Origin of the sequence: Leclercia sp. G3L, from assembly GCF_021117075.1 — a bacterium.
Lineage (GTDB): Bacteria > Pseudomonadota > Gammaproteobacteria > Enterobacterales > Enterobacteriaceae > Enterobacter > Enterobacter adecarboxylatus_C.
The window spans coordinates 4,685,446-4,709,071 of sequence record NZ_CP088265.1; the positions used below are offsets into that span (position 1 = coordinate 4,685,446).

20 protein-coding genes and 1 pseudogene are annotated in these 23,626 nt (G+C 55.0%); 20 read left to right on the forward strand and 1 reads right to left on the reverse strand.

The annotated features are described in order from the left end of the window. Positions 1-64: 64 nt before the first annotated feature. From LRS40_RS23975 to LRS40_RS24025, 11 genes and pseudogenes are all read left to right on the forward strand, one after another. Entirely contained in the window at positions 65-1,111 is a 1,047-nt protein-coding gene (locus LRS40_RS23975) for a PhoH family protein (protein WP_142488685.1), read from the forward strand. Further along, the gene (ybeY, locus tag LRS40_RS23980; protein ID WP_142488684.1) at positions 1,108-1,575 is read left to right on the forward strand and encodes an rRNA maturation RNase YbeY; all 468 of its coding nucleotides are present in this window, start codon (positions 1,108-1,110) and stop codon (positions 1,573-1,575) included. The genes LRS40_RS23975 and ybeY overlap by 4 nt, the downstream gene beginning before the upstream one ends. Positions 1,576-1,678: 103 nt before the next feature. Next, positions 1,679-2,557 (forward strand): CNNM family magnesium/cobalt transport protein CorC, encoded by an 879-nt coding sequence (gene corC, locus LRS40_RS23985; RefSeq protein WP_032617040.1) that lies wholly within the window; start codon positions 1,679-1,681, stop codon positions 2,555-2,557. A 5-nt stretch (positions 2,558-2,562) separates the two neighbouring features. Continuing rightward, a complete protein-coding gene (gene lnt, locus LRS40_RS23990) occupies positions 2,563-4,101 on the forward strand; it encodes an apolipoprotein N-acyltransferase (protein ID WP_231312868.1) in 1,539 nt (512 codons plus the stop codon). A 393-nt stretch (positions 4,102-4,494) separates the two neighbouring features. After that, complete coding sequence (locus tag LRS40_RS23995) at positions 4,495-5,403, forward strand: amino acid ABC transporter substrate-binding protein (protein ID WP_185902340.1); 909 nt, start codon at positions 4,495-4,497, stop codon at positions 5,401-5,403. Positions 5,404-5,561: 158 nt separating this feature from the next. After that, complete coding sequence (gltJ, locus tag LRS40_RS24000) at positions 5,562-6,302, forward strand: glutamate/aspartate ABC transporter permease GltJ (RefSeq protein ID WP_142488680.1); 741 nt, start codon at positions 5,562-5,564, stop codon at positions 6,300-6,302. Further along, positions 6,302-6,976 carry a glutamate/aspartate ABC transporter permease GltK gene (gltK, locus tag LRS40_RS24005; RefSeq protein WP_142488679.1) on the forward strand — a complete coding sequence of 225 codons (675 nt, stop codon included), beginning with the start codon at positions 6,302-6,304 and terminating at the stop codon, positions 6,974-6,976. Before gltJ ends, gltK begins: the two co-directional genes overlap by 1 nt. Continuing rightward, on the forward strand, positions 6,976-7,701 hold the full coding sequence (locus LRS40_RS24010; protein WP_103823591.1) for an amino acid ABC transporter ATP-binding protein: 726 nt from the start codon (positions 6,976-6,978) through the stop codon (positions 7,699-7,701). Before gltK ends, LRS40_RS24010 begins: the two co-directional genes overlap by 1 nt. A gap of 119 nt (positions 7,702-7,820) precedes the next feature. Beyond that, the gene (gene rihA, locus LRS40_RS24015) at positions 7,821-8,756 is read left to right on the forward strand and encodes a pyrimidine-specific ribonucleoside hydrolase RihA (RefSeq protein ID WP_142488678.1); all 936 of its coding nucleotides are present in this window, start codon (positions 7,821-7,823) and stop codon (positions 8,754-8,756) included. Between the two features lie 340 nt (positions 8,757-9,096). Further along, positions 9,097-10,772 (forward strand): annotated as a pseudogene (locus LRS40_RS24020) (ShlB/FhaC/HecB family hemolysin secretion/activation protein). Positions 10,773-10,839: 67 nt separating this feature from the next. Continuing rightward, entirely contained in the window at positions 10,840-12,627 is a 1,788-nt protein-coding gene (locus LRS40_RS24025; protein ID WP_231312869.1) for a filamentous hemagglutinin N-terminal domain-containing protein, read from the forward strand. Positions 12,628-12,703: 76 nt separating this feature from the next. Here the strand turns inward: LRS40_RS24025 and LRS40_RS24030 are convergent, their stop codons facing one another. Further along, positions 12,704-13,186 carry a zinc ribbon-containing protein gene (locus tag LRS40_RS24030; RefSeq protein ID WP_142488675.1) on the reverse strand — a complete coding sequence of 161 codons (483 nt, stop codon included), beginning with the start codon at positions 13,184-13,186 and terminating at the stop codon, positions 12,704-12,706. Between the two features lie 213 nt (positions 13,187-13,399). On the opposite strand from LRS40_RS24030, the gene leuS reads away from it, so the two are divergent. The 9 genes from leuS to rlpA all read left to right on the forward strand — a co-directional run bounded on the left by leuS (position 13,400) and on the right by rlpA (position 23,501). Continuing rightward, positions 13,400-15,982: a leucine--tRNA ligase gene (gene leuS, locus LRS40_RS24035; RefSeq protein WP_231312870.1), complete on the forward strand. Its 2,583-nt coding sequence runs from the start codon at positions 13,400-13,402 to the stop codon at positions 15,980-15,982. Positions 15,983-15,996: 14 nt separating this feature from the next. After that, positions 15,997-16,575, forward strand: a complete 579-nt coding sequence (lptE, locus tag LRS40_RS24040; RefSeq protein WP_156263201.1) for an LPS assembly lipoprotein LptE — start codon at positions 15,997-15,999, stop codon at positions 16,573-16,575. Next, the gene (gene holA / locus LRS40_RS24045) at positions 16,575-17,606 is read left to right on the forward strand and encodes a DNA polymerase III subunit delta (RefSeq protein ID WP_156263200.1); all 1,032 of its coding nucleotides are present in this window, start codon (positions 16,575-16,577) and stop codon (positions 17,604-17,606) included. The genes lptE and holA overlap by 1 nt, the downstream gene beginning before the upstream one ends. A gap of 3 nt (positions 17,607-17,609) precedes the next feature. Then, complete coding sequence (gene nadD, locus LRS40_RS24050) at positions 17,610-18,263, forward strand: nicotinate-nucleotide adenylyltransferase (RefSeq protein ID WP_231312871.1); 654 nt, start codon at positions 17,610-17,612, stop codon at positions 18,261-18,263. A 270-nt stretch (positions 18,264-18,533) separates the two neighbouring features. Continuing rightward, on the forward strand, positions 18,534-18,851 hold the full coding sequence (rsfS, locus tag LRS40_RS24055) for a ribosome silencing factor (protein ID WP_032617029.1): 318 nt from the start codon (positions 18,534-18,536) through the stop codon (positions 18,849-18,851). A gap of 3 nt (positions 18,852-18,854) precedes the next feature. Continuing rightward, on the forward strand, positions 18,855-19,322 hold the full coding sequence (gene rlmH, locus LRS40_RS24060; protein ID WP_003858701.1) for a 23S rRNA (pseudouridine(1915)-N(3))-methyltransferase RlmH: 468 nt from the start codon (positions 18,855-18,857) through the stop codon (positions 19,320-19,322). Positions 19,323-19,352: 30 nt separating this feature from the next. Beyond that, positions 19,353-21,254, forward strand: coding sequence for a peptidoglycan DD-transpeptidase MrdA (mrdA, locus tag LRS40_RS24065; RefSeq protein WP_231312872.1), 1,902 nt, complete (start codon positions 19,353-19,355; stop codon positions 21,252-21,254). Between the two features lie 2 nt (positions 21,255-21,256). Continuing rightward, the gene (gene mrdB / locus LRS40_RS24070; RefSeq protein WP_032617027.1) at positions 21,257-22,369 is read left to right on the forward strand and encodes a peptidoglycan glycosyltransferase MrdB; all 1,113 of its coding nucleotides are present in this window, start codon (positions 21,257-21,259) and stop codon (positions 22,367-22,369) included. A 10-nt stretch (positions 22,370-22,379) separates the two neighbouring features. Then, the gene (gene rlpA, locus LRS40_RS24075) at positions 22,380-23,501 is read left to right on the forward strand and encodes an endolytic peptidoglycan transglycosylase RlpA (protein WP_231312873.1); all 1,122 of its coding nucleotides are present in this window, start codon (positions 22,380-22,382) and stop codon (positions 23,499-23,501) included. Positions 23,502-23,626 lie beyond the last annotated feature (125 nt).

The following is a 23,626-nucleotide window of genomic DNA, read 5'->3' on the forward strand; positions in this document are numbered from 1 at the left end:
GCGTGAATACTTTCTTAAGACAGACCCACTGCCTTATGGCATCCAGGACATTAAGAGGAACGGTTTGAATATAGATACACGTGAAATTACCCTTGAGCCAGCAGATAACGCTCGCCTGCTGAGCCTGTGCGGGCCGTTTGATGACAACATCAAACAACTGGAGCGACGTCTGGGTATCGAGATTAATCGTCGCGATAACCAGTTCAAACTCACCGGACGCGCAATTTGCGTCAATGCCGCTGCGGATATCCTCCGTAGCCTGTACGTTGATACCGCCCCGATGCGCGGTGAAATTCAGGATATTGAGCCGGAACAGATCCATCTGGCGATCAAAGAAACGCGGGTGCTGGAGCAGAGCGCGGAGAGCGTGCCGGACTTCGGCAAAGCTATCCATATCCAGACCAAGCGTGGCGTCATTAAGCCGCGCACGCCAAACCAGGCGCAGTACATCGCCAATATTCTCGATCATGACATCACCTTTGGCGTCGGCCCGGCGGGTACCGGTAAAACCTACCTTGCGGTGGCGGCCGCCGTGGATGCCCTGGAGCGCCAGGAGATCCGCCGTATTCTGCTCACCCGTCCGGCCGTTGAAGCGGGCGAGAAGCTGGGCTTCCTGCCTGGCGACCTGAGCCAGAAGGTCGATCCTTACCTGCGCCCGCTGTACGATGCGCTGTTTGAGATGCTCGGCTTCGAGAAGGTCGAAAAACTGATTGAACGTAACGTCATCGAAGTGGCTCCGCTGGCCTATATGCGCGGTCGTACCCTGAACGATGCGTTCATCATTCTGGATGAGAGCCAGAACACCACCATCGAACAGATGAAGATGTTCCTGACCCGTATTGGTTTTAACTCCAAAGCGGTGATCACCGGGGATATCACCCAGGTCGACCTGCCGCGCAGCACCAAATCAGGTCTGCGTCACGCCATTGAAGTATTGTCCGAAGTGGACGAAATCAGCTTTAACTTCTTCCACAGCGAAGACGTGGTGCGCCACCCGGTGGTTGCCCGCATCGTCACGGCATATGAAGCGTGGGAAGCAGCAGATCAAAAACGTAAAGCAGAACAGGCAGCGGAACGCAAACGCGAAGCCCAGGAGCAAGAGCAGAAATGAGTCAGGTGATCCTCGATTTACAGCTGGCCTGTGAAGATAACGCCGGCCTGCCGGAAGAGAGCCAGTTCCAGGCGTGGCTGAATGCCGTCATCCCTCAGTTTCAGGAAGAGTCTGAAGTCACGATTCGCCTGGTGGATGAAGCAGAAAGCCATGACCTGAACCTGACCTATCGTGGGAAAGATAAGCCGACCAACGTGCTCTCTTTCCCGTTTGAAGCGCCGCCGGGCATCGAACTGCCGCTGCTGGGTGATTTGATCATCTGCCGGCAGGTGGTTGAGCAGGAAGCGAAAGAGCAGCAGAAACCGCTTGAGGCCCACTGGGCGCACATGGTGGTGCACGGAAGCCTGCATCTGCTAGGCTACGATCATATTGAAGATGATGAAGCTGAAGAGATGGAGTCCCTCGAGACAGAGATAATGCTTGCTCTGGGCTATGAGGATCCGTACATTGCCGAGAAAGAGTAGTCTGTTCGGCGCTTTTACGCCGGACTGACATAATGTGCCGTCGCGTCAGACCCAGGTCCGCGACGGCAGTTTTAAATCAACATGAGAACCCTTAACAAACGCCATGAGCGACGACAATTCACACAGTAGCGACACTCCAACCAGCAAAAAGGGATTTTTCTCCCTCATTCTGAGCCAGCTGTTCCACGGCGAACCTAAAAACCGTGACGAACTTCTGGAGCTGATCCGTGACTCCGGGCAGAACGACCTTATCGACGAAGATACGCGCGAAATGCTCGAAGGGGTAATGGACATCGCAGACCAACGCGTTCGCGATATCATGATCCCCCGCTCGCAGATGATCACCCTGAAACGCAACCAGACCCTGGATGAGTGCCTCGACGTTATCATCGAGTCTGCCCATTCACGTTTCCCGGTCATCAGCGAAGATAAAGATCACATCGAAGGGATTTTGATGGCCAAGGATCTGCTGCCGTTTATGCGCAGCGATGCCGAAGCCTTCAGCATGGAAAAAGTGTTACGTCCGGCGGTGGTTGTTCCGGAAAGCAAGCGGGTAGACCGCATGCTGAAAGAGTTTCGTTCTCAACGTTACCACATGGCGATTGTTATCGATGAATTTGGCGGCGTTTCGGGCCTGGTCACCATCGAAGATATTCTTGAACTGATCGTGGGTGAAATCGAAGACGAGTATGACGAAGAAGAGGATATCGACTTCCGTCAGCTGAGCCGCCACACCTGGACCGTGCGTGCGCTGGCGCCAATCGAAGACTTCAATGACACCTTTGGCACCCACTTCAGCGATGAAGAAGTGGATACCATCGGCGGGCTGGTGATGCAGGCCTTTGGGCATCTTCCGGCACGCGGTGAAACCGTGGAAATAGACGGTTACCAGTTCAAGGTCGCGATGGCCGACAGTCGACGTATTATTCAGGTTCATGTAAGAATGCCGGACGACGCTCCGCAACCCACACTGGATGATTGATTTAAATGGCATTTGCCCCACTGCTTGAACGCCAGCGCGTACGTCTGCTGCTGGCGCTGATCCTCGGAGCCAGCGGTACGCTGGCTTTTTCCCCTTATGACTTCTGGCCTGCGGCCCTGCTCTCCCTGATGGGACTTCAGGGGCTGACCCTGAACCGACGTCCTGTACAGGCGGCGGCGATTGGCTATTTCTGGGGACTGGGCCTGTTTGGCTCCGGTATTAACTGGGTTTACGTCAGTATCGCGCAATTTGGCGGCATGCCGGGACCGGTGAATATCTTCCTCGTGGTGCTGCTGGCGGCGTACCTCTCGCTCTATACCGGTCTGTTTGCCGGTATTCTGTCGCGCCTGTGGCCGAAAACCAGCTGGCTGCGGGTGGCTATTGCCGCCCCGGTAGTCTGGCAGTGCAGCGAATTCCTGCGCGGCTGGGTGCTGACCGGCTTCCCCTGGCTGCAGTTTGGCTACAGCCAGATCGACGGGCCGCTGAAAGGGCTGGCGCCGGTAATGGGCGTCGAGGCGATCACCTTCCTGCTGATGGTGGTGAGCGGCCTGCTGGTGCTGGCGCTGGTACAGCGCAACTGGCGTCCGCTGGCGGCGGCGCTGATCCTCTTTGCCCTGCCTTTCCCACTGCGTTATATCCAGTGGTTTACCCTTGAGCCGGAACGCGCCACCCAGGTGTCGATGGTGCAGGGCAATATTCCCCAGTCGCTGAAATGGGATGAAGGTCAGCTGATCAACACCCTGAAAATTTATCTGGATGCCACCCAGAAAGAGATGGGTAAATCCCAGTTGATTATCTGGCCGGAGTCGGCGATCCCGGATCTGGAGATCAACCAGCAGCGTTTTCTCGCCATGATGGACGATCTGCTGCGCGCCCGTGACACCACCCTGATCACCGGTATTGTGGATGCGCGTCTGAACAAGCAAAACCGTTACGACACCTACAACACCATCATCACGCTGGGAAAAGACAACCCGTACAGCTACGAGTCGACCAACCGCTACAATAAAAATCACCTGGTGCCCTTTGGTGAGTTTGTGCCGCTGGAGTCGATTCTGCGTCCGCTGGCGCCGTTCTTCGATTTGCCGATGTCCTCGTTTAGCCGGGGCTCCTACGTTCAGCCTCAGCTGAGCGCCCACGGCTTCCTGCTGACCGCCGCCATATGCTACGAAATCATCCTCGGTGAGCAGGTGCGGGATAATTTCCGTCCCAATACCGACTATCTCCTGACCATCTCTAACGATGCCTGGTTCGGTAAGTCGATCGGCCCGTGGCAGCACTTCCAGATGGCGCGCATGCGCTCCCTGGAGCTGGCGCGTCCGCTGCTGCGCAGTACCAACAATGGCATTACGGCGGTGATTGGCCCGCAGGGTGAAATTCAGGCCATGCTGCCGCAGTTTACCCGCGACGTGCTGACTGCGAAGGTCACGCCAACGACCGGGCTGACGCCTTACGCTCGTACCGGCAACTGGCCCCTATGGATCCTGACCGCGCTGTTCGGCTTTGGCGCCGTGCTGATGAGCCTTCGTCAGCGTCGTAAGTAACATTTCCCCTCTGTTGCCGGGTGGCGGCTTCGCCTTACCCGGCCTACGTTTGTAGGCCCGGCAAGCAAAGCGCCGCCGGGCAATTCCCCACTCTCCCCAACTCTGGCACGCCTATTGCTTTGTTTATTCACGCAAACGCGATTTGGCTTAACGTGCAACCCGGTCGCACCAGCATTGTTCACCGGTAGCACCGAAACGGTGCAACGGCAGATTTATGCCTCTGAATGGTGCGGCGCGCTTCGCAAAAATAAACAATAACGCAGCAAAATCTTTACATTAAGCCAAACTAAATGTTAACAAACACGTATAACACTGCACTCGTATCGCGCGAGTTATAACAACATCACACCGAATATCAATGCGCACCTGACGTTGATAAAAAAGGAGTTGGATATGCAATTACGTAAACTGGCCACAGCAATGCTGGTGATGGGATTGTCCGCGGGCGTCGTGCACGCCGAAGATGCTGCCCCGGCAGCGGGCGGTACGCTGGAAAAAATCGCCAAAAACGGCGTGATTGTGGTCGGCCACCGTGAATCCTCTGTTCCGTTCTCATACTACGACAACACGCAAAAAGTCGTGGGTTACTCTCAGGCTTACTCCAACGCGATCGTTGACGCGGTGAAGAAAAAGCTTAATAAACCGGACCTGGAAGTGAAGCTGATCCCAATCACTTCACAAAACCGTATCCCGCTGCTGCAAAACGGCACCTTCGATTTTGAGTGCGGCTCCACCACCAACAACCTTGAGCGTCAGAAACAGGCGGCCTTCTCCGATACCATCTTCGTGGTCGGCACCCGTCTGCTGACCAAAAAAGGCGGCGAGATTAAAGACTTCGCAGACCTGAAAGGCAAAGCGGTAGTCGTGACCTCCGGTACCACCTCTGAAGTGCTGCTGCACAAGCTGAACGAAGAGAAGAAAATGGACATGCGCATCATCAGCGCCAAAGACCACGGCGACTCTTTCCGCACCCTGGAAAGCGGCCGCGCCGTTGCGTTTATGATGGATGATGCCCTGCTGGCCGGTGAGCGTGCGAAAGCGAAGAAACCGGACAACTGGGAAATCGTCGGCACCGCGCAATCCAAAGAAGCCTATGGCTGCATGATGCGTAAAGACGACGCGGAATTTAAGAAACTGGTCGATGACACCATCGCTCAGGTTCAGACCTCCGGCGACGCGGAAAAATGGTTCGATAAGTGGTTCAAGAACCCAATCCCACCAAAAAATCTGAACATGAACTTTGAGCTGTCTGATGACATGAAGGCTCTGTTTAAAGAACCGAATGACAAAGCACTTAACTAATTAGAACCATTAAGGGGCGGGACCTCCTGCCCTCTCGATTGTCGGGAAGCGCGGACAGACTAAACGTTGAGTGGTCGTTCCCCACTCAGCGCGAACATTAAAGCTTCTCACCAATCTTCGAGGGTAGCGCTGCTACCCTTTTTTTTCTGGAGTTTATTATGTCAATCGACTGGAACTGGGGCATTTTCCTGCAGCAAGCCCCGTTCGGCAACACCACCTATCTTGGCTGGCTGTGGAGCGGTTTTCAGGTCACGGTCGCACTGTCGATCACCGCCTGGATCATCGCCTTCCTCGTCGGCTCGCTGTTCGGTATTTTACGTACCGTGCCTAACCGTTTTCTCTCCTCGCTGGGAACCTGCTACGTCGAACTGTTCCGTAACGTTCCGTTAATCGTGCAGTTCTTTACCTGGTATCTGGTTATCCCGGAACTGCTGCCGGAAGATATTGGCATGTGGTTCAAATCTGAACTGGATCCTAACGTTCAGTTCTTTGTCTCTTCCATGCTATGCCTGGGTCTGTTCACTGCCGCCCGCGTGTGCGAGCAGGTGCGCGCCGCGATCCAGTCCCTGCCCCGCGGACAGAAAAATGCTGCCCTGGCGATGGGTCTGACCTTACCCCAGGCCTACCGCTATGTGCTGCTGCCGAATGCCTATCGCGTGATTGTGCCGCCGATGACCTCGGAGATGATGAACCTGGTGAAAAACTCGGCCATCGCCTCCACCATCGGTCTGGTTGATATGGCCGCGCAGGCGGGCAAACTGCTGGATTACTCCGCCCACGCGTGGGAATCCTTCACCGCCATTACCCTGGCCTACGTGCTGATTAACGCTGTGATTATGCTGGTGATGAACCTGGTCGAACGTAAAGTTCGCCTGCCGGGCAATCTGGGGGGCAAATAATGTACGAATTTGACTGGAGTTCCATTGTTCCTTCCCTGCCCTACCTGATTGATGGTCTGATCATCACCCTGAAGATCACCCTGACGGCGGTCATTATCGGGATAGTCTGGGGCACCCTGCTGGCGGTGATGCGCCTGTCGAGTTTTAAGCCTGTCGCCTGGTTTGCTACTGCCTACGTCAACGTGTTTCGCTCCATCCCGCTGGTAATGGTGCTGCTGTGGTTCTACCTGATCGTACCGGGCCTGCTGCAGGATGTGCTTGGTCTGTCGCCGAAGTCCGATATCCGCCTGATCTCGGCGATGGTGGCCTTCTCGATGTTTGAGGCGGCGTACTATTCAGAGATTATCCGCGCCGGGATCCAGAGTATCTCCCGCGGGCAGTCCAGCGCTGCCCTGGCGTTAGGCATGACCCACTGGCAGTCGATGAAGCTTATCATTCTGCCGCAGGCGTTCCGCGCCATGGTTCCGCTGCTGCTGACCCAGGGTATCGTGCTGTTCCAGGATACCTCTCTGGTTTATGTGTTGAGCCTGGCAGACTTCTTCCGCACCGCCTCCACCATCGGCGAGCGCGATGGGACTCAGGTTGAGATGATCCTCTTCGCAGGTGCGGTCTATTTTGCAATTAGTTTAAGCGCGTCGCTGTTGGTCAGCTGGCTGAAGAAAAGGACAGTGTAATGATTTCCCTGAAAAATGTTTCTAAATGGTATGGGCACTTTCAGGTGCTGACCGACTGCTCTACGGAAGTGAAAAAAGGTGAGGTAGTGGTAGTTTGCGGGCCGTCCGGCTCGGGAAAATCCACGCTTATCAAAACCGTGAACGGCCTCGAGCCAGTGCAGCAGGGCGAGATTATCGTCAACGGCACCAAAGTAAATGACAAGAAAACCAACCTGGCGAAGCTGCGTTCTAACGTCGGGATGGTGTTCCAGCATTTCGAACTCTTTCCGCATCTGTCAATCATTGAGAACCTGACCCTGGCGCAGGTGAAGGTCCTCAAGCGCGATAAGGCGGCCGCACGCGAGAAGGGGCTGAAACTGCTGGAGCGCGTGGGCCTCTCCGCCCATGCCGATAAGTTCCCGGCGCAGCTCTCCGGTGGTCAGCAGCAGCGTGTGGCGATTGCCCGTGCGCTCTGTATGGACCCGGTAGCGATGCTTTTTGATGAGCCAACCTCCGCACTTGACCCGGAGATGATCAATGAAGTGCTGGATGTTATGGTTCAACTGGCGCAGGAAGGTATGACCATGATGGTGGTCACTCACGAAATGGGCTTTGCGCGTAAAGTCGCAAACCGCGTGATCTTTATGGATGAGGGTAAAATCGTGGAGGACTCTGCAAAAGAAGAGTTCTTTAATAACCCGCAATCCGAACGCGCCAAAGACTTCCTCGCCAAAATCCTGCATTAATCTCCCCGGTGCGCAATCGCTCAGATTGCGCACCTGTTCACGTTTCACACCCCTTCTTCTCGTCGATTAGCAATGACAGCGTTAACCTTGTCACACATATGCTGTGAACGGAGAACGCTATGGCACTACCGATTATTCTTGATTGCGACCCGGGTCATGATGACGCGATCGCACTCGTCCTGGCCCTTGCCTCACCCGAACTGGAACTCAGAGCGGTAACCTCTTCTGCCGGAAACCAGACCCCGGACAAAACCCTGCGCAACACGCTGCGGATGCTGACCCTGCTGAAACGCAGCGATATTCCGGTGGCTGGCGGGGCAATTAAGCCCCTGATGCGCGACCTGATTATTGCCGATAACGTCCACGGGGAAAGCGGCCTTGACGGCCCCGCCCTGCCCGAGCCGGGCTTTGCCCCGCTGGATTGCACTGCCGTAGAGCTGATGGCAAAAGTACTGCGCGAAAGCCCCGAAGCGGTAACGCTGGTGGCTACCGGCCCACAAACTAACGTCGCCCTGCTGCTGAATAGCCACCCGGAGCTGCATGCTAAAATCGCCCGGATTGTGATCATGGGCGGTGCCATGGGGCTGGGTAACTGGACACCCGCGGCTGAATTCAACATCTTTGTCGATCCTGAAGCGGCTGAAATCGTCTTCCAGTCCGGCATTCCGGTGGTGATGGCCGGTCTGGACGTGACCCATCGGGCGCAAATTATGGCGGAAGATATCGAGCGTTTTCGGCGGATCGGCAACCCGGTGGCGGCCACGGTCGCGGAGCTGCTTGACTTCTTTATGGAGTACCACAAAACCGAGAAGTGGGGCTTCCAGGGCGCGCCGCTGCACGATCCCTGCACCATCGCCTGGCTGCTGAAACCGGCGATCTTCACCACGGTGGATCGCTGGGTCGGCATTGAGACGCAGGGAAAATATACCCAGGGAATGACGGTGGTCGATTATTATTTCCTGACCGGCAATACGCCGAATACGACGGTCATGACGGATATCGATCGTGAAGCCTTTGTTGATTTACTGGCTGAGCGATTGAAATTTTACAGCTAGCCCCCACGCCCCTGAATGCAGGGGCGTGTTCCAACTGAAGAAAAACGCATCGGTCAAAGTCAGATATCCACGAATTGAGATACAAATTCATCTTTAAATGAGAATATGAGCCTGGCTTAAGAAACTGCTTTTCGTTAACCTTTCACCCTATCCCCCCTGGTTCTTCTCCGTCAAGTTTGCCCGGGCTATTTACTTATTCTTAAGATAGTTTTTATTGTTCAAATTAACGCTGTCGCGTTAATGTGGCGGCGCTGCATCTGTTTACATTTTGAGAAGGATATTCATATGTTCAGAAGCAGAGATGATAACCTGCCCAATGAAACAAAATGGATATTGCTTCATGTCAATCAGTAACAGCGGCTTGATTGCCGGTTGTATTATTTTTATTACGCTTTGTCATAATGCTAATGCCAGCACGGCGCATCCTGTTAGCAACCAGGCTGAACAGGATCGGGCTCGTGAAGCCTCGCTTACTCCCCAGCAACAACAATATCAGCCCTCTCAGATTAATTCCGCAGAGGAGAAAATAATTTTTCCCGAAGAGAATAACTGTAAATTCATCAACGAAATTAACGTTGAGTCAGAGAATAATGAACTGACTCAGCGGCTGCTGAAAAAATAATCTTTCAGGCGAAATCAAAATGTCTTGGGATTGAAGGGATCCGTTTACTGGCCCGCACGATGCAAAATGAATTAATTGCCAAAGGGTATATTACCTCGCTCATTGATGTTCCCTCTCAGTCCCTGGATAATGGCATATTACGGCTGACCCTGACCTATGGAAAAATTGGTCACATCGCCTATTCCGCCGATGAACCGGTGACAAGAACCACATTGTGGAATTCGCTGCCCTTTTCCCGCGACGATATTCTGCGCCTGCCCGACCTCGAACAGGGAATGGCAAACCTGCAACGTCTCCCGGGATCCTCTGCCCATATGCAACTGGTACCCGGGCAAAACTTCAGCGAAACAGACATCCGTCTGACCCGAAAAATGGGAAAGCCCTGGCAGGTTAGCGCATGGCTGAATGATGCGGGCAGCCGGTCCAGTGGGCGTTATCTGGGCGGCGGTGCGCTCTACCTGTATGACATGGCGTCGCTCAATGACATTCTGTACGTTGCGGGCGGCGGCGACGTTGAGTTCAACCAGCACAATGAAGGTAATAAAAATAGCAGTATTTATTACTCCATCCCCTTTGGCTACTGGAATCTGAGCCTGTACGCTGCGCAGAGCGAGTATCTTCAGCAGTTTCGGGGACGGTGGTCTACAACGGATTATGAGAGTAAAAATCGCTACTACAGCGCGACCGTGACGCGCCTGCTTTCACACACCCGCACGCAGAAAACCAGCCTCGATGCGAAAATTTTCAAAAATCGTTCACGTTACTATTTTGGCGGCAGCGAACTTCGCGTTATGCGCAAGCAAAACCCGGCCTGGGATGTCACGCTTCGCCACCAGCGCTACTTTGCCAATAAAGTCGTTGAGGCCTCGGTGGGCATGCAAAACAGATTGCCCTGGCTAAGCTCCTCAGCCACTCCAGAAGAAAAAGCGGGCTTGTATGATAAGCAAGCGCGTGTGCTGCATGCCGAACTCCAGGCTTATATGAAATTTGCGGCGACGGGTGATTCATTTACCTATGCTCCACAAATCAGTGCGCAGTTCAGTCCGGACCTGTTATCTACGGATAATAAAATGAATATTGGCAACCGCTGGACCATACGTGGCTTCGATGGCGAAAGGACATTGTCCGGTAACCAGGGCTGGTACTGGCGTAACGATTTCATCTGGGATATTCCGTCGACCAGTCAACAATTTTATACCGGTCTGGACATTGGCAGGCTGACGGGAAGTGAACAATATAATCAGGGAAAAGTATTATCCGGGGCCGTTGCAGGATTGCGTGGAGAAAAATTCTCAACGCAATATGATATTTTCATCGGTACACCAGTAATAAAACCAGATGCGTTTCATTCGCAGGCATTCAATATGGGCTTTTCATTGCAGTGGAGGTATTAACACTAATCAAATCATTCAACTTCTTTCAATACCGTTACAGATTCGTATTATTTAAAGGACTAAATTAATGTTTAAATTCAAACTTTCTTATGTTGCATTTGCAACCGCGTTAACGTCTTCATTTGTCTATGCCGATCCCACGATTTATACTCACCAGACGGGTACGCAAATTATCGATATTGAGGCGCCAAACGCTGCCGGGGTATCGCATAATATGTATCGCGAATTTAATGTTGGCAGCAAGGGGATGATACTCAACAACAATGGCAGTAATTATACCCATAATACGTTGGGCAATATCGCTAAAAATAACAACCTGACCAACGGCAGTGCGTCAGTGATCTTAAATGAAGTCATCTCCAACAAATCCAGTTCATTGCAGGGCTTTATTGAAGTCGGTGGGCAAAAAGCCGATGTGGTTATCGCTAACCCAAACGGTATCACCTGCTCAGGCTGCAGCTTCATCAACACCAACAAAGCCGTTCTGACGACCGGCAAAGTGAACTTTAGCGATACCGGCGCCATCAGCAGCTATGACGTGACTGGCGGCAACATTACCATCGGTAAGGATGGAATGGACGCGGCGAATAACTATGCGGTGATTCTGGCCGATGCCATCAATATCAACGGTACCATCACTGCCGCCAACGCCATTATTGGCGGGGGTAATTTTACTTTTGACAACAGCACAGGAAAACTGACCTCTCACCAAAAATCGGCCAGCCTGAAGCACCTTCTGATGCCGGAGTACAGCATCGATATCAGCATGCTGGGTGGAGTGAAAGCAAACAGCATCACCATGATCGGCAATAATCTGGGCTTTGGCGTACGCAATAAAGGTGCGATTATCGCCAATTCTACCCTCGCGATGAGCAGCAATGGCTCCCTGATTAACGAAGGCCAAATCGTTGGCAAAGGTTTCGTTACCCAGATGGTTTCCGCTGGGGAACTGAATAATTCAGGCACCATTTCCACCAAAAACATCGCCATGCTCAATACCCTGAGCAATCTTGTTAACACTGGCGAGATCAGCAACACCGGGTCAATGGCCGTTTCTGCCTCCGGTAACATGGAAAATAAAGGGACAATCCATGCAGCCCAGTCCCTGGCAGTGAACACCGGCGGCAATCTGACTACCGCTTATGGCTCGTGGTTAGGTTCGGATAACCAGGCCTCGGTCAACGTACTTGGCAATGTCGACCACGGCGGTTCTCTGCGTGCGCAAAATACGTCCGTCAGTTTCGGCGGCGACACGCTTAAAGTCACCGGCGATATTTATGGTTACACCACAGCACAAGTTCAGGCGGCGAAAAATGGCAGTCTGACGTCAGGTGAAATTACTAACGCCGGTATCATCTCTGGTAACGATATCGCACTGGCCACCAACGGCAGCCTGATTACAGACTATGGAAGCATGCTGGAAGTGGGTAAGTCCTTAACCGCTCATAGCCACTGGCTGAGCAATGGTGGCAGCATTCGTGGAAATAGTGCCGACATGAACTTCGATAACTATGTCACCACCAATACCGGTAATATCATCGGCGGAACGTTGAATATTCTGACCCAGAAAGACCTGCTCAACACCGGGCTGCTTGAATCAAAGGGCGACCTGACCATCAACACGCAAAACCAGGGCAAGATTACTAACCAGGGCACCATGAAAGCGGCCCAGACGATGACGCTGGACGCGACGCAGGTAGTAAATGGAGGTTACAAATGTGGTTTCCTCAACTTAAAAACCTGTGGAGCTGGCAGCCTGTCCGCCAATAAGTTGGTTCTGAACTCTAAGCAGAAATACGCCAACAATATGGGCGGCTCACAGGCCTTTAAAGCGACTGAAATTAATACTAAATAGCGCGCAGCAGAAACCGGCCCAGCGCATTCACCGTGCCGGTTCAGATAACGCTGGCGGCAGTTACGCCAGCGTTATTTCAGGGCTCAAAGGGGCGACGCTGGAACTGATCGTGCCCGCACTTCGGGCAGGCCGGCAGGACATCCGGCGTATAGATCGCCAGATGAAAATGGCAATTCTCGCAAACCAGATTACCCAGCCCAACCACTTCTCCACTGTGATACACCCCATGATGATTGAGATCCTGGAATACCTCGCGCCACTCCAGCTGCGTTTTATCGGTGATATCCGCCAGCTCCTGCCACAGACTCTCTTTAATCACCCGCATAAAGACGCTGTCGGCGACCTCATCCTGACTCTCTTCGTAGCTGCGGGCGAACTCTTCCAGATCGCGGCGCACCGCCCGGGTCACCTCTTCCACTTCAGTACGTGTTAACTCACCCGTCTGCGTCACCCTCAGGCGCGCCTGCTCGACGAGCGCATCAATATCACGCTCACCATTACGCAGACGTTCGGTTAATGTGGCGACCAGTTCACGGTAAAATTGAGCAACCTTGTTCATCATTTGCCTCCTGGGTAAGTAACTCTCTCTAATGATAGACCTTATTTGCGCCCCGCTTTGTCAGGTCATCCACACTCTGCGTAAATTCCTGCAAGGCGCTTTTGAGGTAAAGGCTGTTTTGACGCGGGCGTTTGGGCTATGCTATGCGGATCTGAATTACCACATCCATTGGCTACGTTTGTAGCTGTATTGAACACAGGACCACTGGCTGCCATGCAAGAGCAATACCGCCCGGAAGAGATAGAATCGAAAGTCCAGCAACACTGGGACGAGAAGCGCACTTTTGAAGTCACCGAAGACGAGAGCAAAGAGAAGTATTACTGCCTGTCGATGCTTCCCTATCCTTCTGGCCGACTACACATGGGCCACGTGCGTAACTACACCATCGGTGATGTGATCGCCCGCTATCAGCGCATGCTGGGTAAAAACGTCCTGCAGCCGATCGGCTGGGATGCGTTCGGCCTGCCAGCTGAAGGCGCTGCGGTAAAAAACAACACCGCACCGGCGCCATGGACCTACGACAACATCGCCTACATGAAAAACCAGCTCAAGATGCTGGGCTTTGGCTATGACTGGAGCCGCGAGCTGGCGACCTGCACCCCGGAATACTACCGCTGGGAGCAGAAGTTCTTCACCGAACTGTACAAAAAAGGGCTGGTCTACAAGAAGACCTCCGCCGTTAACTGGTGCCCGAACGATCAGACCGTTCTCGCGAACGAACAGGTTATCGACGGCTGCTGCTGGCGCTGCGACACCAAGGTTGAGCGTAAAGAGATCCCGCAGTGGTTTATCAAAATCACCGCTTACGCTGACGAACTGCTGAACGATCTGGATAATCTGGATCACTGGCCAGATACCGTGAAAACTATGCAGCGCAACTGGATCGGCCGTTCTGAAGGGGTGGAAATCACCTTCAACGTTGAGAACTACGATCAGAAACTGACCGTTTACACCACCCGCCCGGACACCTTTATGGGTGCGACCTATCTGGCCGTGGCCGCAGGTCACCCGCTGGCGCAGAAAGCGGCAGAGAACAATCCGGAACTGGCTGCCTTCATCGACGAATGCCGCAACACCAAAGTGGCCGAAGCCGATATGGCGACCATGGAGAAGAAAGGCGTTGCTACCGGTTTCTACGCCACGCACCCGCTGACCGGCGAAGCGATCCCGGTCTGGGCAGCCAACTTCGTACTGATGGAGTACGGTACGGGCGCTGTGATGGCCGTTCCGGGTCACGATCAGCGCGACTACGAATTTGCCACCAAATACAGCCTGGCGATCAAACCGGTTATCCTCGCGGCAGACGGCTCTGAGCCGGACCTGTCCGAACAGGCGCTGACCGAAAAAGGCACCCTGTTCAACTCTGGCGAATTCAGCGGCCTGAGCTTCGAAGCGGGCTTTAACGCTATTGCTGACAAACTGGCCGCACTGGGCGTTGGCGAGCGTAAAGTTAACTACCGTCTGCGCGACTGGGGTGTTTCCCGTCAGCGTTACTGGGGCGCGCCAATCCCGATGGTCACCCTGGAAGATGGCACCGTCCTGCCAACCCCGGAAGATCAGCTCCCGGTGATCCTGCCGGAAGACGTGGTTATGGACGGCATCACCAGCCCGATCAAAGCCGATCCTGAGTGGGCGAAGACCACCGTGAACGGCATGCCTGCGCTGCGTGAAACCGACACCTTCGACACCTTTATGGAGTCCTCCTGGTACTACGCGCGCTATACCTGTCCGCAGTATCAGGAAGGCATGCTGGATTCCGATGCAGCAAACTACTGGCTGCCGGTCGACATCTACATCGGCGGGATCGAACACGCCATCATGCACCTGCTCTACTTCCGCTTCTTCCACAAGCTGATGCGCGATGCGGGCCTGGTGAACTCTGACGAGCCAGCCAAACAGCTGCTGTGTCAGGGTATGGTGCTGGCGGATGCGTTCTACTACGTGGGCGTGAACGGCGAGCGTAACTGGGTCTCCCCGGTTGATGCCATCGTTGAGCGCGACGAGAAAGGCCGTATCGTTAAGGCGAAAGATGCCGCGGGTCACGAGCTGGTGTATACCGGCATGAGCAAAATGTCGAAGTCCAAAAACAACGGCATTGACCCGCAGGTGATGGTTGAGCGTTACGGTGCCGATACCGTGCGTCTGTTCATGATGTTTGCCTCCCCGGCAGACATGACTCTCGAGTGGCAGGAGTCCGGCGTTGAGGGCGCTAACCGCTTCCTGAAGCGTGTCTGGAAGCTGGTTTACGAGCACACTTCTCAGGGCGAAGCACCGGCACTGGATACCGCAGCACTGACTGAAGATCAGCAGGCGCTACGCCGTGATGTTCATAAAACTATTGCTAAAGTGACCGATGATATTGGTCGCCGTCAGACCTTCAATACCGCAATTGCGGCTATTATGGAATTGATGAACAAGCTGGCGAAAGCCCCGCAGGAAGGCGAGCAGGATCGTGCCTTAATGCGTGAAGCGCTGCTGGCGGTTGTCCGTATGCTGAACCCGTTCACCCCTCACGCCAGCTTTACCCTGTGGCAGGAGCTGAATGGCGAAGGCGATATCGACAATGCACCGTGGCCGGTGGCGGATGAATCCGCAATGGTGGAAAACACCACCCTGGTCGTCGTTCAGGTCAACGGCAAAGTTCGCGGTAAAATCACTGTTCCGGTTGATGCAACCGAAGAGCAGGTCCGCGAGCGTGCTGGCCAGGAACATCTGGTGGCGAAGTATCTCGATGGCGTTACCGTACGTAAAGTGATCTACGTGCCCGGTAAACTGCTGAACCTGGTCGTTGGCTAAGCGCGGGAGGAAGCGTGCGACAACTGGCAACATTACTGTTATCGCTGGCGGTGTTGGTCACCGCCGGCTGTGGCTGGCACCTGCGCAATACCACACAGGTGCCGGAACAGATGAAAACGATGATTTTCGATTCGGGCGATCCAAATGGTCCGCTGAGCCGTGCCATTCGTAACCAGCTGCGTCTTAACGGCGTTGACCTGATCGAAAAAGGAACGCTGCGCCAGGATATACCGTCATTCCGCGTATTAAGCTCGACCCTGAGCCAGGATACCGCCTCCATCTTCCAGGATGGTCGTACTGCGGAATACCAGATGGTGATGGAAGTCCACGCCGCGGTTCTGATCCCGGGTAGCGATATTTACCCTATCAGCACCAAGGTCTACCGTTCGTTCTTCGATAACCCGCAGACTGCGCTGGCGAAAGATGCTGAGCAGAGCATTATCATTAACGAAATGTATGACAAGGCAGCGGAGCAGCTGATCCGTAAGCTGCCGAGCGTCCATACCGCTGAAAAAGAGAATGACCTTAAAGCTCAGCCTGGTGCTCAGCCAACGGCATCCTCACCTCGCGTCTCCACGACGCTGGGTCAGTAATGCTCAGGTTGTACCCTGAACAACTCCGCGCGCAGCTCAATGAAGGGCTGCGCGCGGCGTATCTGCTTCTCGGAAACGATCCGCTGCTATTGCAGGAAAGCCAGGACGCCGTACGTCAGCTTGCGGCAACCCAGGGCTTTGACGAGCACCACAGTTTCACTCTGGATAACAGCACCGACTGGCAGGAGATTTTCTCCCTCTGCCAGGCAATGAGTCTGTTTGCCGCCCGGCAAACCCTGCTTATTCAGTTACCTGAAAACGGCCCCAATGCCGCTATCAACGAACAGCTGGCCACGCTGGTGAGCCTGCTGCACGGCGATCTTCTGCTGATTGTTCGCGGCAACAAGCTGACCAAAGCCCAGGAGAATGCCGCCTGGTTTACGGCGCTGGCAAACCATTCGGTGCTGGTGACCTGTCAGACCCCGGAACAAGCGCACCTGCCCAAATGGGTCGCGGCCCGGGCTAAACAGCGCAATCTGGAGCTGGATGATGCTGCCAACCAGCTGCTCTGTTACTGCTACGAAGGTAATCTGCTGGCCCTTGCCCAGGCCCTTGAGCGTCTGTCTCTGCTCTGGCCGGATGGCAAACTGACCCTGCCGCGCGTCGAGCAGGCGGTTAACGACGCGGCCCACTTCACCCCTTTCCACTGGGTCGATGCCCTACTTTCTGCGAAGAGCAAGCGCGCCCTGCATATTCTGCAACAGCTGCGTCTTGAAGGCAGTGAGCCGGTGATCCTCCTGAGAACCCTGCAGCGTGAACTGCTGCTGCTGCTGACCCTGAAACGTCAGTCAGCGCATACTCCTCTGCGTGCGCTGTTTGATAAACACCGGGTCTGGCAGAACCGTCGCGGTATGACCACCGAGGCCCTGAATCGCCTGAGTCCGGAACAGCTGCGCCAGGCCGTTCAGCTGCTGACGCGTACCGAGCTGACCCTGAAGCAGGATTACGGTCAGTCGATCTGGTCAGAGCTGGAAAGTCTTTCGCTGTTGCTGTGCCACAAGGCGCTGGCCGATATTTTTATAGAGGGGTAAAAGATGCACTCTCTACAAGCCCTGTTTGGCGGCACCTTTGACCCGATCCACTACGGGCATCTAAAACCGGTCGAGATTCTGGCGAACCAGATTGGCCTGCAATGCGTCACTATTATGCCGAACAACGTGCCGCCGCACCGCCCGCAGCCCGAGGCCAGCCCTGCACAGCGTAAAGAGATGCTGGCATTGGCGATTGCCGATAAGCCGCTGTTTCGCCTTGATGAACGCGAGCTGCGCCGGGACACCCCGTCGTATACCGCCGAAACGCTGCAGGCGTGGCGCGCCGAACAGGGGCCGGAGACCCCCCTGACATTTATCATCGGCCAGGACTCGCTGCTTAACTTCCCGGGCTGGTATCAATATCAGACGATCCTCGATAACAGCCATCTGATCGTCTGTCGTCGCCCGGGCTATTCCCTCACGATGAAAGAGGAGCAGCATCAGCAGTGGCTGGAGCAGCACCTGACGCACCAGGTTGAGGATCTGCATAGCCTGCCGGGCGGTAAAATTTACCTGGCGGAAACGCCGTGGTTTGATATTTCGGCCACGCTGATCCGCCAGCGTCTGCAGCAGGGGCTCCCCTGCGATGAGATGTTGCCCGCTGCGGTGCTGCGTTACATTCAACAGCAAGGTCTGTATCAGAAAAGCAGCAACTGACCGGGCGGCGGGAGAAAAAGCGCGCCATTCGCGCTCTCGCCATTGACACCCCCGTCCAGGCTGATATCCTCCGCTGCCAGACTTCCCGCCAGCACTGTTTTACAAAAACTGTTTTACAAAAATGGCGATGCAATCTCCGGCATAGGGTGGGATGATACCCGCCTTCGCAGGCCCGTCCGGTGACATTTGTCCCGACACTGCGGCCAGTTCAGGTATACTGTCTGGCTACGAATTTACAGTTATTCAATCTCACTCTCCCAGGGGGAAAACTTGCAGGGTAAAGCACTCCAGGATTTTGTTATCGACAAAATTGATGACCTGAAAGGTCAGGACATCATCGCCATCGACGTTCAGGGCAAATCAAGTATCACCGATTGCATGATTATCTGCACCGGTACCTCCACTCGCCACGTTGCGTCCATCGCTGACCATGTGGTTCAGGAATCCCGCGCTGCCGGTATGCTGCCGCTGGGCGTAGAAGGCGAAGCGACCGCTGACTGGGTCGTCGTTGACCTTGGCGATGTGATTGTCCACGTCATGCAGGAAGAGAGCCGTCGCCTGTATGAGCTGGAAAAACTCTGGGGTTAATGCGTGAAGCTGCAACTGGTAGCCGTCGGCACAAAAATGCCTGACTGGGTACAAACGGGGTTTACTGAATATCTGCGTCGTTTTCCGAAAGACATGCCGTTTGAGCTGGTGGAGATCCCCGCCGGTAAACGCGGCAAAAACGCAGATATCAAACGCATTCTCGATAAAGAGGGTGAACTGATGCTGGCTGCCGCAGGCAAAAACCGCATCGTCACGCTCGATATTCCGGGCAAGCCCTGGGATACACCGCAGCTGGCGCATGAACTGGAGCGCTGGAAGCAGGACGGTCGCGACGTCAGCCTGTTAATCGGCGGTCCGGAGGGGTTATCTCCCGCCTGCAAAGCGGCAGCAGAACAGAGTTGGTCTCTCTCCGCGCTGACGCTCCCCCACCCGCTGGTTCGGGTGTTGGTTGCTGAAAGTCTCTATCGCGCGTGGAGCATCACGACTAACCATCCTTATCACCGTGAGTAATGATGACGTCCTGGATAAATTAAGCAGCGGATGAAACTACAGAATTCTTTTCGCGACTATACGGCTGAGTCCGCGCTGTTTGTGCGCCGGGCGCTCGTCGCCTTTTTGGGGATTTTGCTGCTGACTAGCGTACTGATCGCCAACCTCTATAATCTGCAGATTGTCCGTTTTACCGATTACCAGACCCGCTCCAACGAAAACCGCATCAAACTCGTCCCCATCGCCCCAAGCCGCGGCATTATCTACGATCGCAACGGTACGCCACTGGCGCTGAACCGCACGATCTATCAGATTGAAATGATGCCGGAAAAGGTCGATAACGTGCAGGATACGCTCGAAGCGCTACGCAGCGTGGTCGATCTGAATGACGACGATATTGCCACCTTCAAAAAAGAGCGCTCCCGCTCGCATCGCTTTACGTCGATCCCGGTTAAAACCAACCTCACCGAAGTACAGGTGGCCCGTTTCGCCGTAAACCAGTACCGCTTTCCCGGTGTGGAAGTCAAAGGCTACAAGCGCCGCTTCTACCCGTACGGCTCTGCCCTGACGCACGTCATCGGCTACGTCTCAAAAATCAACGATAAAGACGTCGACAGGCTGGACAAAGACGGCAAGCTCGCCAACTACGCGGCGACGCATGATATTGGCAAGCTGGGCATTGAGCGCTATTACGAAGATATACTCCACGGTCAGACCGGGTACGAAGAGGTTGAAGTTAACAACCGCGGCCGGGTTATCCGTCAGCTGAAAGAGGTGCCGCCGCAGGCCGGGCATGACATCTATCTGACCCTGGATCTCAAACTCCAGCAGTATGTTGAAACCCTGCTGGCAGGCAGCCGTGCGGCGGTGATTGTGACCGACCCACGCACCGGCAGCATTCTGGCGCTGGTCTCCACCCCGAGCTACGACCCGAACCTGTTCGTGGATGGCATCTCCAGCAAAGATTATTCGGGCCTGCTCAACGACCCCAACACGCCGCTGATCAACCGCGCAACCCAGGGCGTCTATCCGCCGGCATCGACGGTTAAGCCTTATGTGGCAGTCTCCGCGCTGAGCGCCGGGGTGATCACCCGCAATACCGGTCTCTTCGATCCGGGCTGGTGGCAGTTGCCTGGCTCTGAAAAACGCTACCGCGACTGGAAGAAGTGGGGTCACGGCCATCTGAACGTCACTAAATCGCTGGAGGAGTCGGCGGATACCTTCTTCTACCAGGTCGCCTATGACATGGGTATCGACCGTCTGTCCGAGTGGATGGGCAAATTTGGTTATGGTCACTATACCGGTATCGACCTGTCAGAAGAGCGTTCCGGCAACATGCCCACCCGCGAATGGAAGCTGAAACGCTTTAAGAAGCCCTGGTACCAGGGTGACACCATTCCGGTGGGGATCGGCCAGGGCTACTGGACCGCAACGCCGATTCAGATGAGCAAAGCGCTGATGATCCTTATCAACGATGGGGTGGTAAAAGTGCCGCACCTGCTGATGAGCACCGTCGAAGACGGTAAAAAAGTGCCGTGGTCGCAGCCGCACGAGCCGCCGGTGGGCGATATCCACTCCGGTTACTGGGAAATTGCCAAAGACGGGATGTACGGCGTAGCCAACCGCGCAAACGGTACGGCGCATAAATACTTTGCTGGCGCACCCTATAAAATTGCGGCGAAATCCGGTACCGCGCAGGTCTTTGGCCTGAAAGCGAACGAAACCTATAACGCGCATAAAATTGCTGAACGTCTGCGTGACCATAAGCTGATGATTGCGTTTGCTCCATACGATAACCCGCAGGTCGCCGTGTCGATTATTCTGGAAAACGGCGGTGCAGGCCCGGCGGTCGGTACCATCATGCGCCAGATCCTTGACCACATCATGCTGGGTGATAACAACACTGACTTGCCGAGTGAAAGCCCGGCTGCCGCCGGCGCGGAGGACCAATAATCGTGACGGATAATCCGAATAAAAAATCGCTGTGGGACAAGATCCACATCGACCCGGCCATGCTGCTGATCCTGCTGGCGCTGCTGGTCTATAGTGCCCTGGTCATCTGGAGCGCCAGCGGCCAGGATCTCGGCATGACGGAACGCAAAATCGGCCAGATCACCATGGGTCTGGTGGTGATGGTAGTGATGGCGCAGATCCCTCCACGGGTCTACGAGGGCTGGGCGCCCTATCTCTATATTTTTTGTATTATTCTGCTGGTGGCGGTGGATGCGTTTGGCGCTATCTCAAAAGGCGCGCAGCGCTGGCTGGACCTCGGTATCGTGCGTTTTCAGCCCTCAGAGATTGCGAAAATCGCCGTTCCCCTGATGGTGGCTCGCTTCATAAACCGTGACGTTTGCCCACCGTCGTTGAAAAACACCGCTATCGCGCTGGTGCTGATCTTCCTGCCTACGCTGCTTGTCGCCGCGCAGCCGGATCTCGGCACCTCAATTCTGATCGCCCTCTCCGGCCTGTTTGTTCTGTTCCTCTCCGGGCTGAGCTGGCGGCTTATCGGCATTGCGGTGGTACTGGTTGCCGCCTTTATCCCGATCCTGTGGTTCTTCCTGATGCACGATTATCAGCGCCAGCGCGTGATGATGTTGCTCGATCCGGAGAGCGACCCGCTCGGGGCAGGCTATCATATTATACAGTCGAAGATTGCGATCGGCTCTGGTGGCCTGCGCGGCAAGGGCTGGCTGCACGGCACCCAGTCGCAGCTTGAGTTTCTGCCCGAACGCCACACCGACTTTATCTTCGCGGTTCTGGCGGAAGAGTTAGGGCTGGTCGGGATATTGATCCTGCTTGCGCTGTACCTGCTGTTAATCATGCGCGGGTTGTGGATAGCCGCCCGGGCGCAAACCACCTTTGGCCGGGTGATGGCCGGTGGCTTGATGTTGATTTTATTCGTTTATGTTTTCGTAAATATTGGTATGGTGAGCGGTATTCTGCCGGTGGTAGGCGTACCGCTTCCGCTGGTGAGTTACGGAGGCTCGGCCCTGATCGTTCTGATGGCCGGGTTCGGGATCGTGATGTCGATCCACACACACAGAAAAATGTTGTCAAAAAGCGTATAAGGGGCACGCAATGCGTAAGCAGTGGTCTGGGATCTGCATCGCAGTGAGTTTACTGGCAGCCTGTACAAGTGACGACGGTCAGCAGCAAGCTGCCGTCGCACCGGCACAGCCGGCAGTATGTAATGGTCCGGTGGTTGAGATCAGCGGAGCCGATCCGCGTTTTGAACCGCTGAGCGCCACCGCTAATCAGGATTACGAACGCGACGGTAAAAGCTACAAAATCGTTCAGGATCTCTCCCGATTCAGTCAGGCAGGCTTGGCGGCTATTTATGATGCCGAACCGGGAAGCAACCTGACCGCCAGCGGCGAAGCGTTCGACCCGATGCAGCTCACCGCTGCGCACCCGACTCTGCCGATCCCGAGCTACGCGCGTATCACCAACCTGGCGAATGGCCGGATGATCGTGGTGCGTATCAACGATCGTGGCCCTTACGGCAACGATCGCGCGATCTCGCTGTCGCGCGCCGCGGCCGACCGCCTGAATACCTCCAATAACACCAAAGTGCGCATCGACCCGATTATTGTTGCTCAGGACGGTTCGCTCTCGGGTCCAGGTATGGCCTGTACCACCGTGGCAAAACAGACTTACGCCCTGCCCACGCGTCCCGATCTGAGCAGCGGTATGGGTGGTGCATCGTCCGTTTCCGAACCTGCGCCGCAGGGTGACGTGCGTCCCATCAGTAACGACACGCTGAAAAGCGAAGACAGCATGGGCGCGCCGGTCAGCAGCAGCGGCTTCCTTGGCGCACCGACCACGCTCGCCTCTGGGGTGCTGGAAGGCAGCGAACCGCCTGCACCTCAGCCGGTTGTCACTGCGCCAGTGAACCAGACGGCGCCGGTCACAGCCCCTGTTTCGGCCCCAACTCAGGCACCGGTGACGGCGCCCGTTTCTGCACCAGCCCAGGCCGGCGGCTACGTCGTGCAGGTTGGCGCGGTCAGCGATCGGGCTCGTGCCCAGCAGTATCAGCAACGCCTCGGTCAACAGTTCGGCGTGCCGGGCCGCGTTGAGCAAAATGGCGCGGTATGGCGTATTCAGCTAGGTCCGTTTGCCAGCAAATCTGAAGCAGCAGCGCTGCAGCAGCGTCTGCAGAATGAGGCGCAGTTACAGTCATTTATCGCCGTTGCGAAATGATTAATCAGCGGTATCCGAATTGTCAGTATTTGTCATGTTGATTCACACTCTCATGCTGAAAGTCGGATGCCTGCCTGTATAGCATTTGCTATAGTAAGGCACTTTTTTTAATTCCATCACGGATG

Coding starts and splice junctions, on each gene's coding strand:
- lnt (WP_231312868.1), top strand. CDS start 2,563: ATGGCATTTGCCCCACTGCTTGAACGCCAGCGCGTACGTCTGCTGCTG.
- rihA (WP_142488678.1), top strand. CDS start 7,821: ATGGCACTACCGATTATTCTTGATTGCGACCCGGGTCATGATGACGCG.
- holA (WP_156263200.1), top strand. CDS start 16,575: ATGCTCAGGTTGTACCCTGAACAACTCCGCGCGCAGCTCAATGAAGGG.
- rlpA (WP_231312873.1), top strand. CDS start 22,380: ATGCGTAAGCAGTGGTCTGGGATCTGCATCGCAGTGAGTTTACTGGCA.
- LRS40_RS24010 (WP_103823591.1), top strand. CDS start 6,976: ATGATTTCCCTGAAAAATGTTTCTAAATGGTATGGGCACTTTCAGGTG.
- LRS40_RS24025 (WP_231312869.1), top strand. CDS start 10,840: ATGTTTAAATTCAAACTTTCTTATGTTGCATTTGCAACCGCGTTAACG.
- LRS40_RS23995 (WP_185902340.1), top strand. CDS start 4,495: ATGCAATTACGTAAACTGGCCACAGCAATGCTGGTGATGGGATTGTCC.
- mrdA (WP_231312872.1), top strand. CDS start 19,353: ATGAAACTACAGAATTCTTTTCGCGACTATACGGCTGAGTCCGCGCTG.
- leuS (WP_231312870.1), top strand. CDS start 13,400: ATGCAAGAGCAATACCGCCCGGAAGAGATAGAATCGAAAGTCCAGCAA.
- gltK (WP_142488679.1), top strand. CDS start 6,302: ATGTACGAATTTGACTGGAGTTCCATTGTTCCTTCCCTGCCCTACCTG.
- LRS40_RS24030 (WP_142488675.1), bottom strand. CDS start 13,186: ATGAACAAGGTTGCTCAATTTTACCGTGAACTGGTCGCCACATTAACC.
- nadD (WP_231312871.1), top strand. CDS start 17,610: ATGCACTCTCTACAAGCCCTGTTTGGCGGCACCTTTGACCCGATCCAC.
- gltJ (WP_142488680.1), top strand. CDS start 5,562: ATGTCAATCGACTGGAACTGGGGCATTTTCCTGCAGCAAGCCCCGTTC.
- corC (WP_032617040.1), top strand. CDS start 1,679: ATGAGCGACGACAATTCACACAGTAGCGACACTCCAACCAGCAAAAAG.
- ybeY (WP_142488684.1), top strand. CDS start 1,108: ATGAGTCAGGTGATCCTCGATTTACAGCTGGCCTGTGAAGATAACGCC.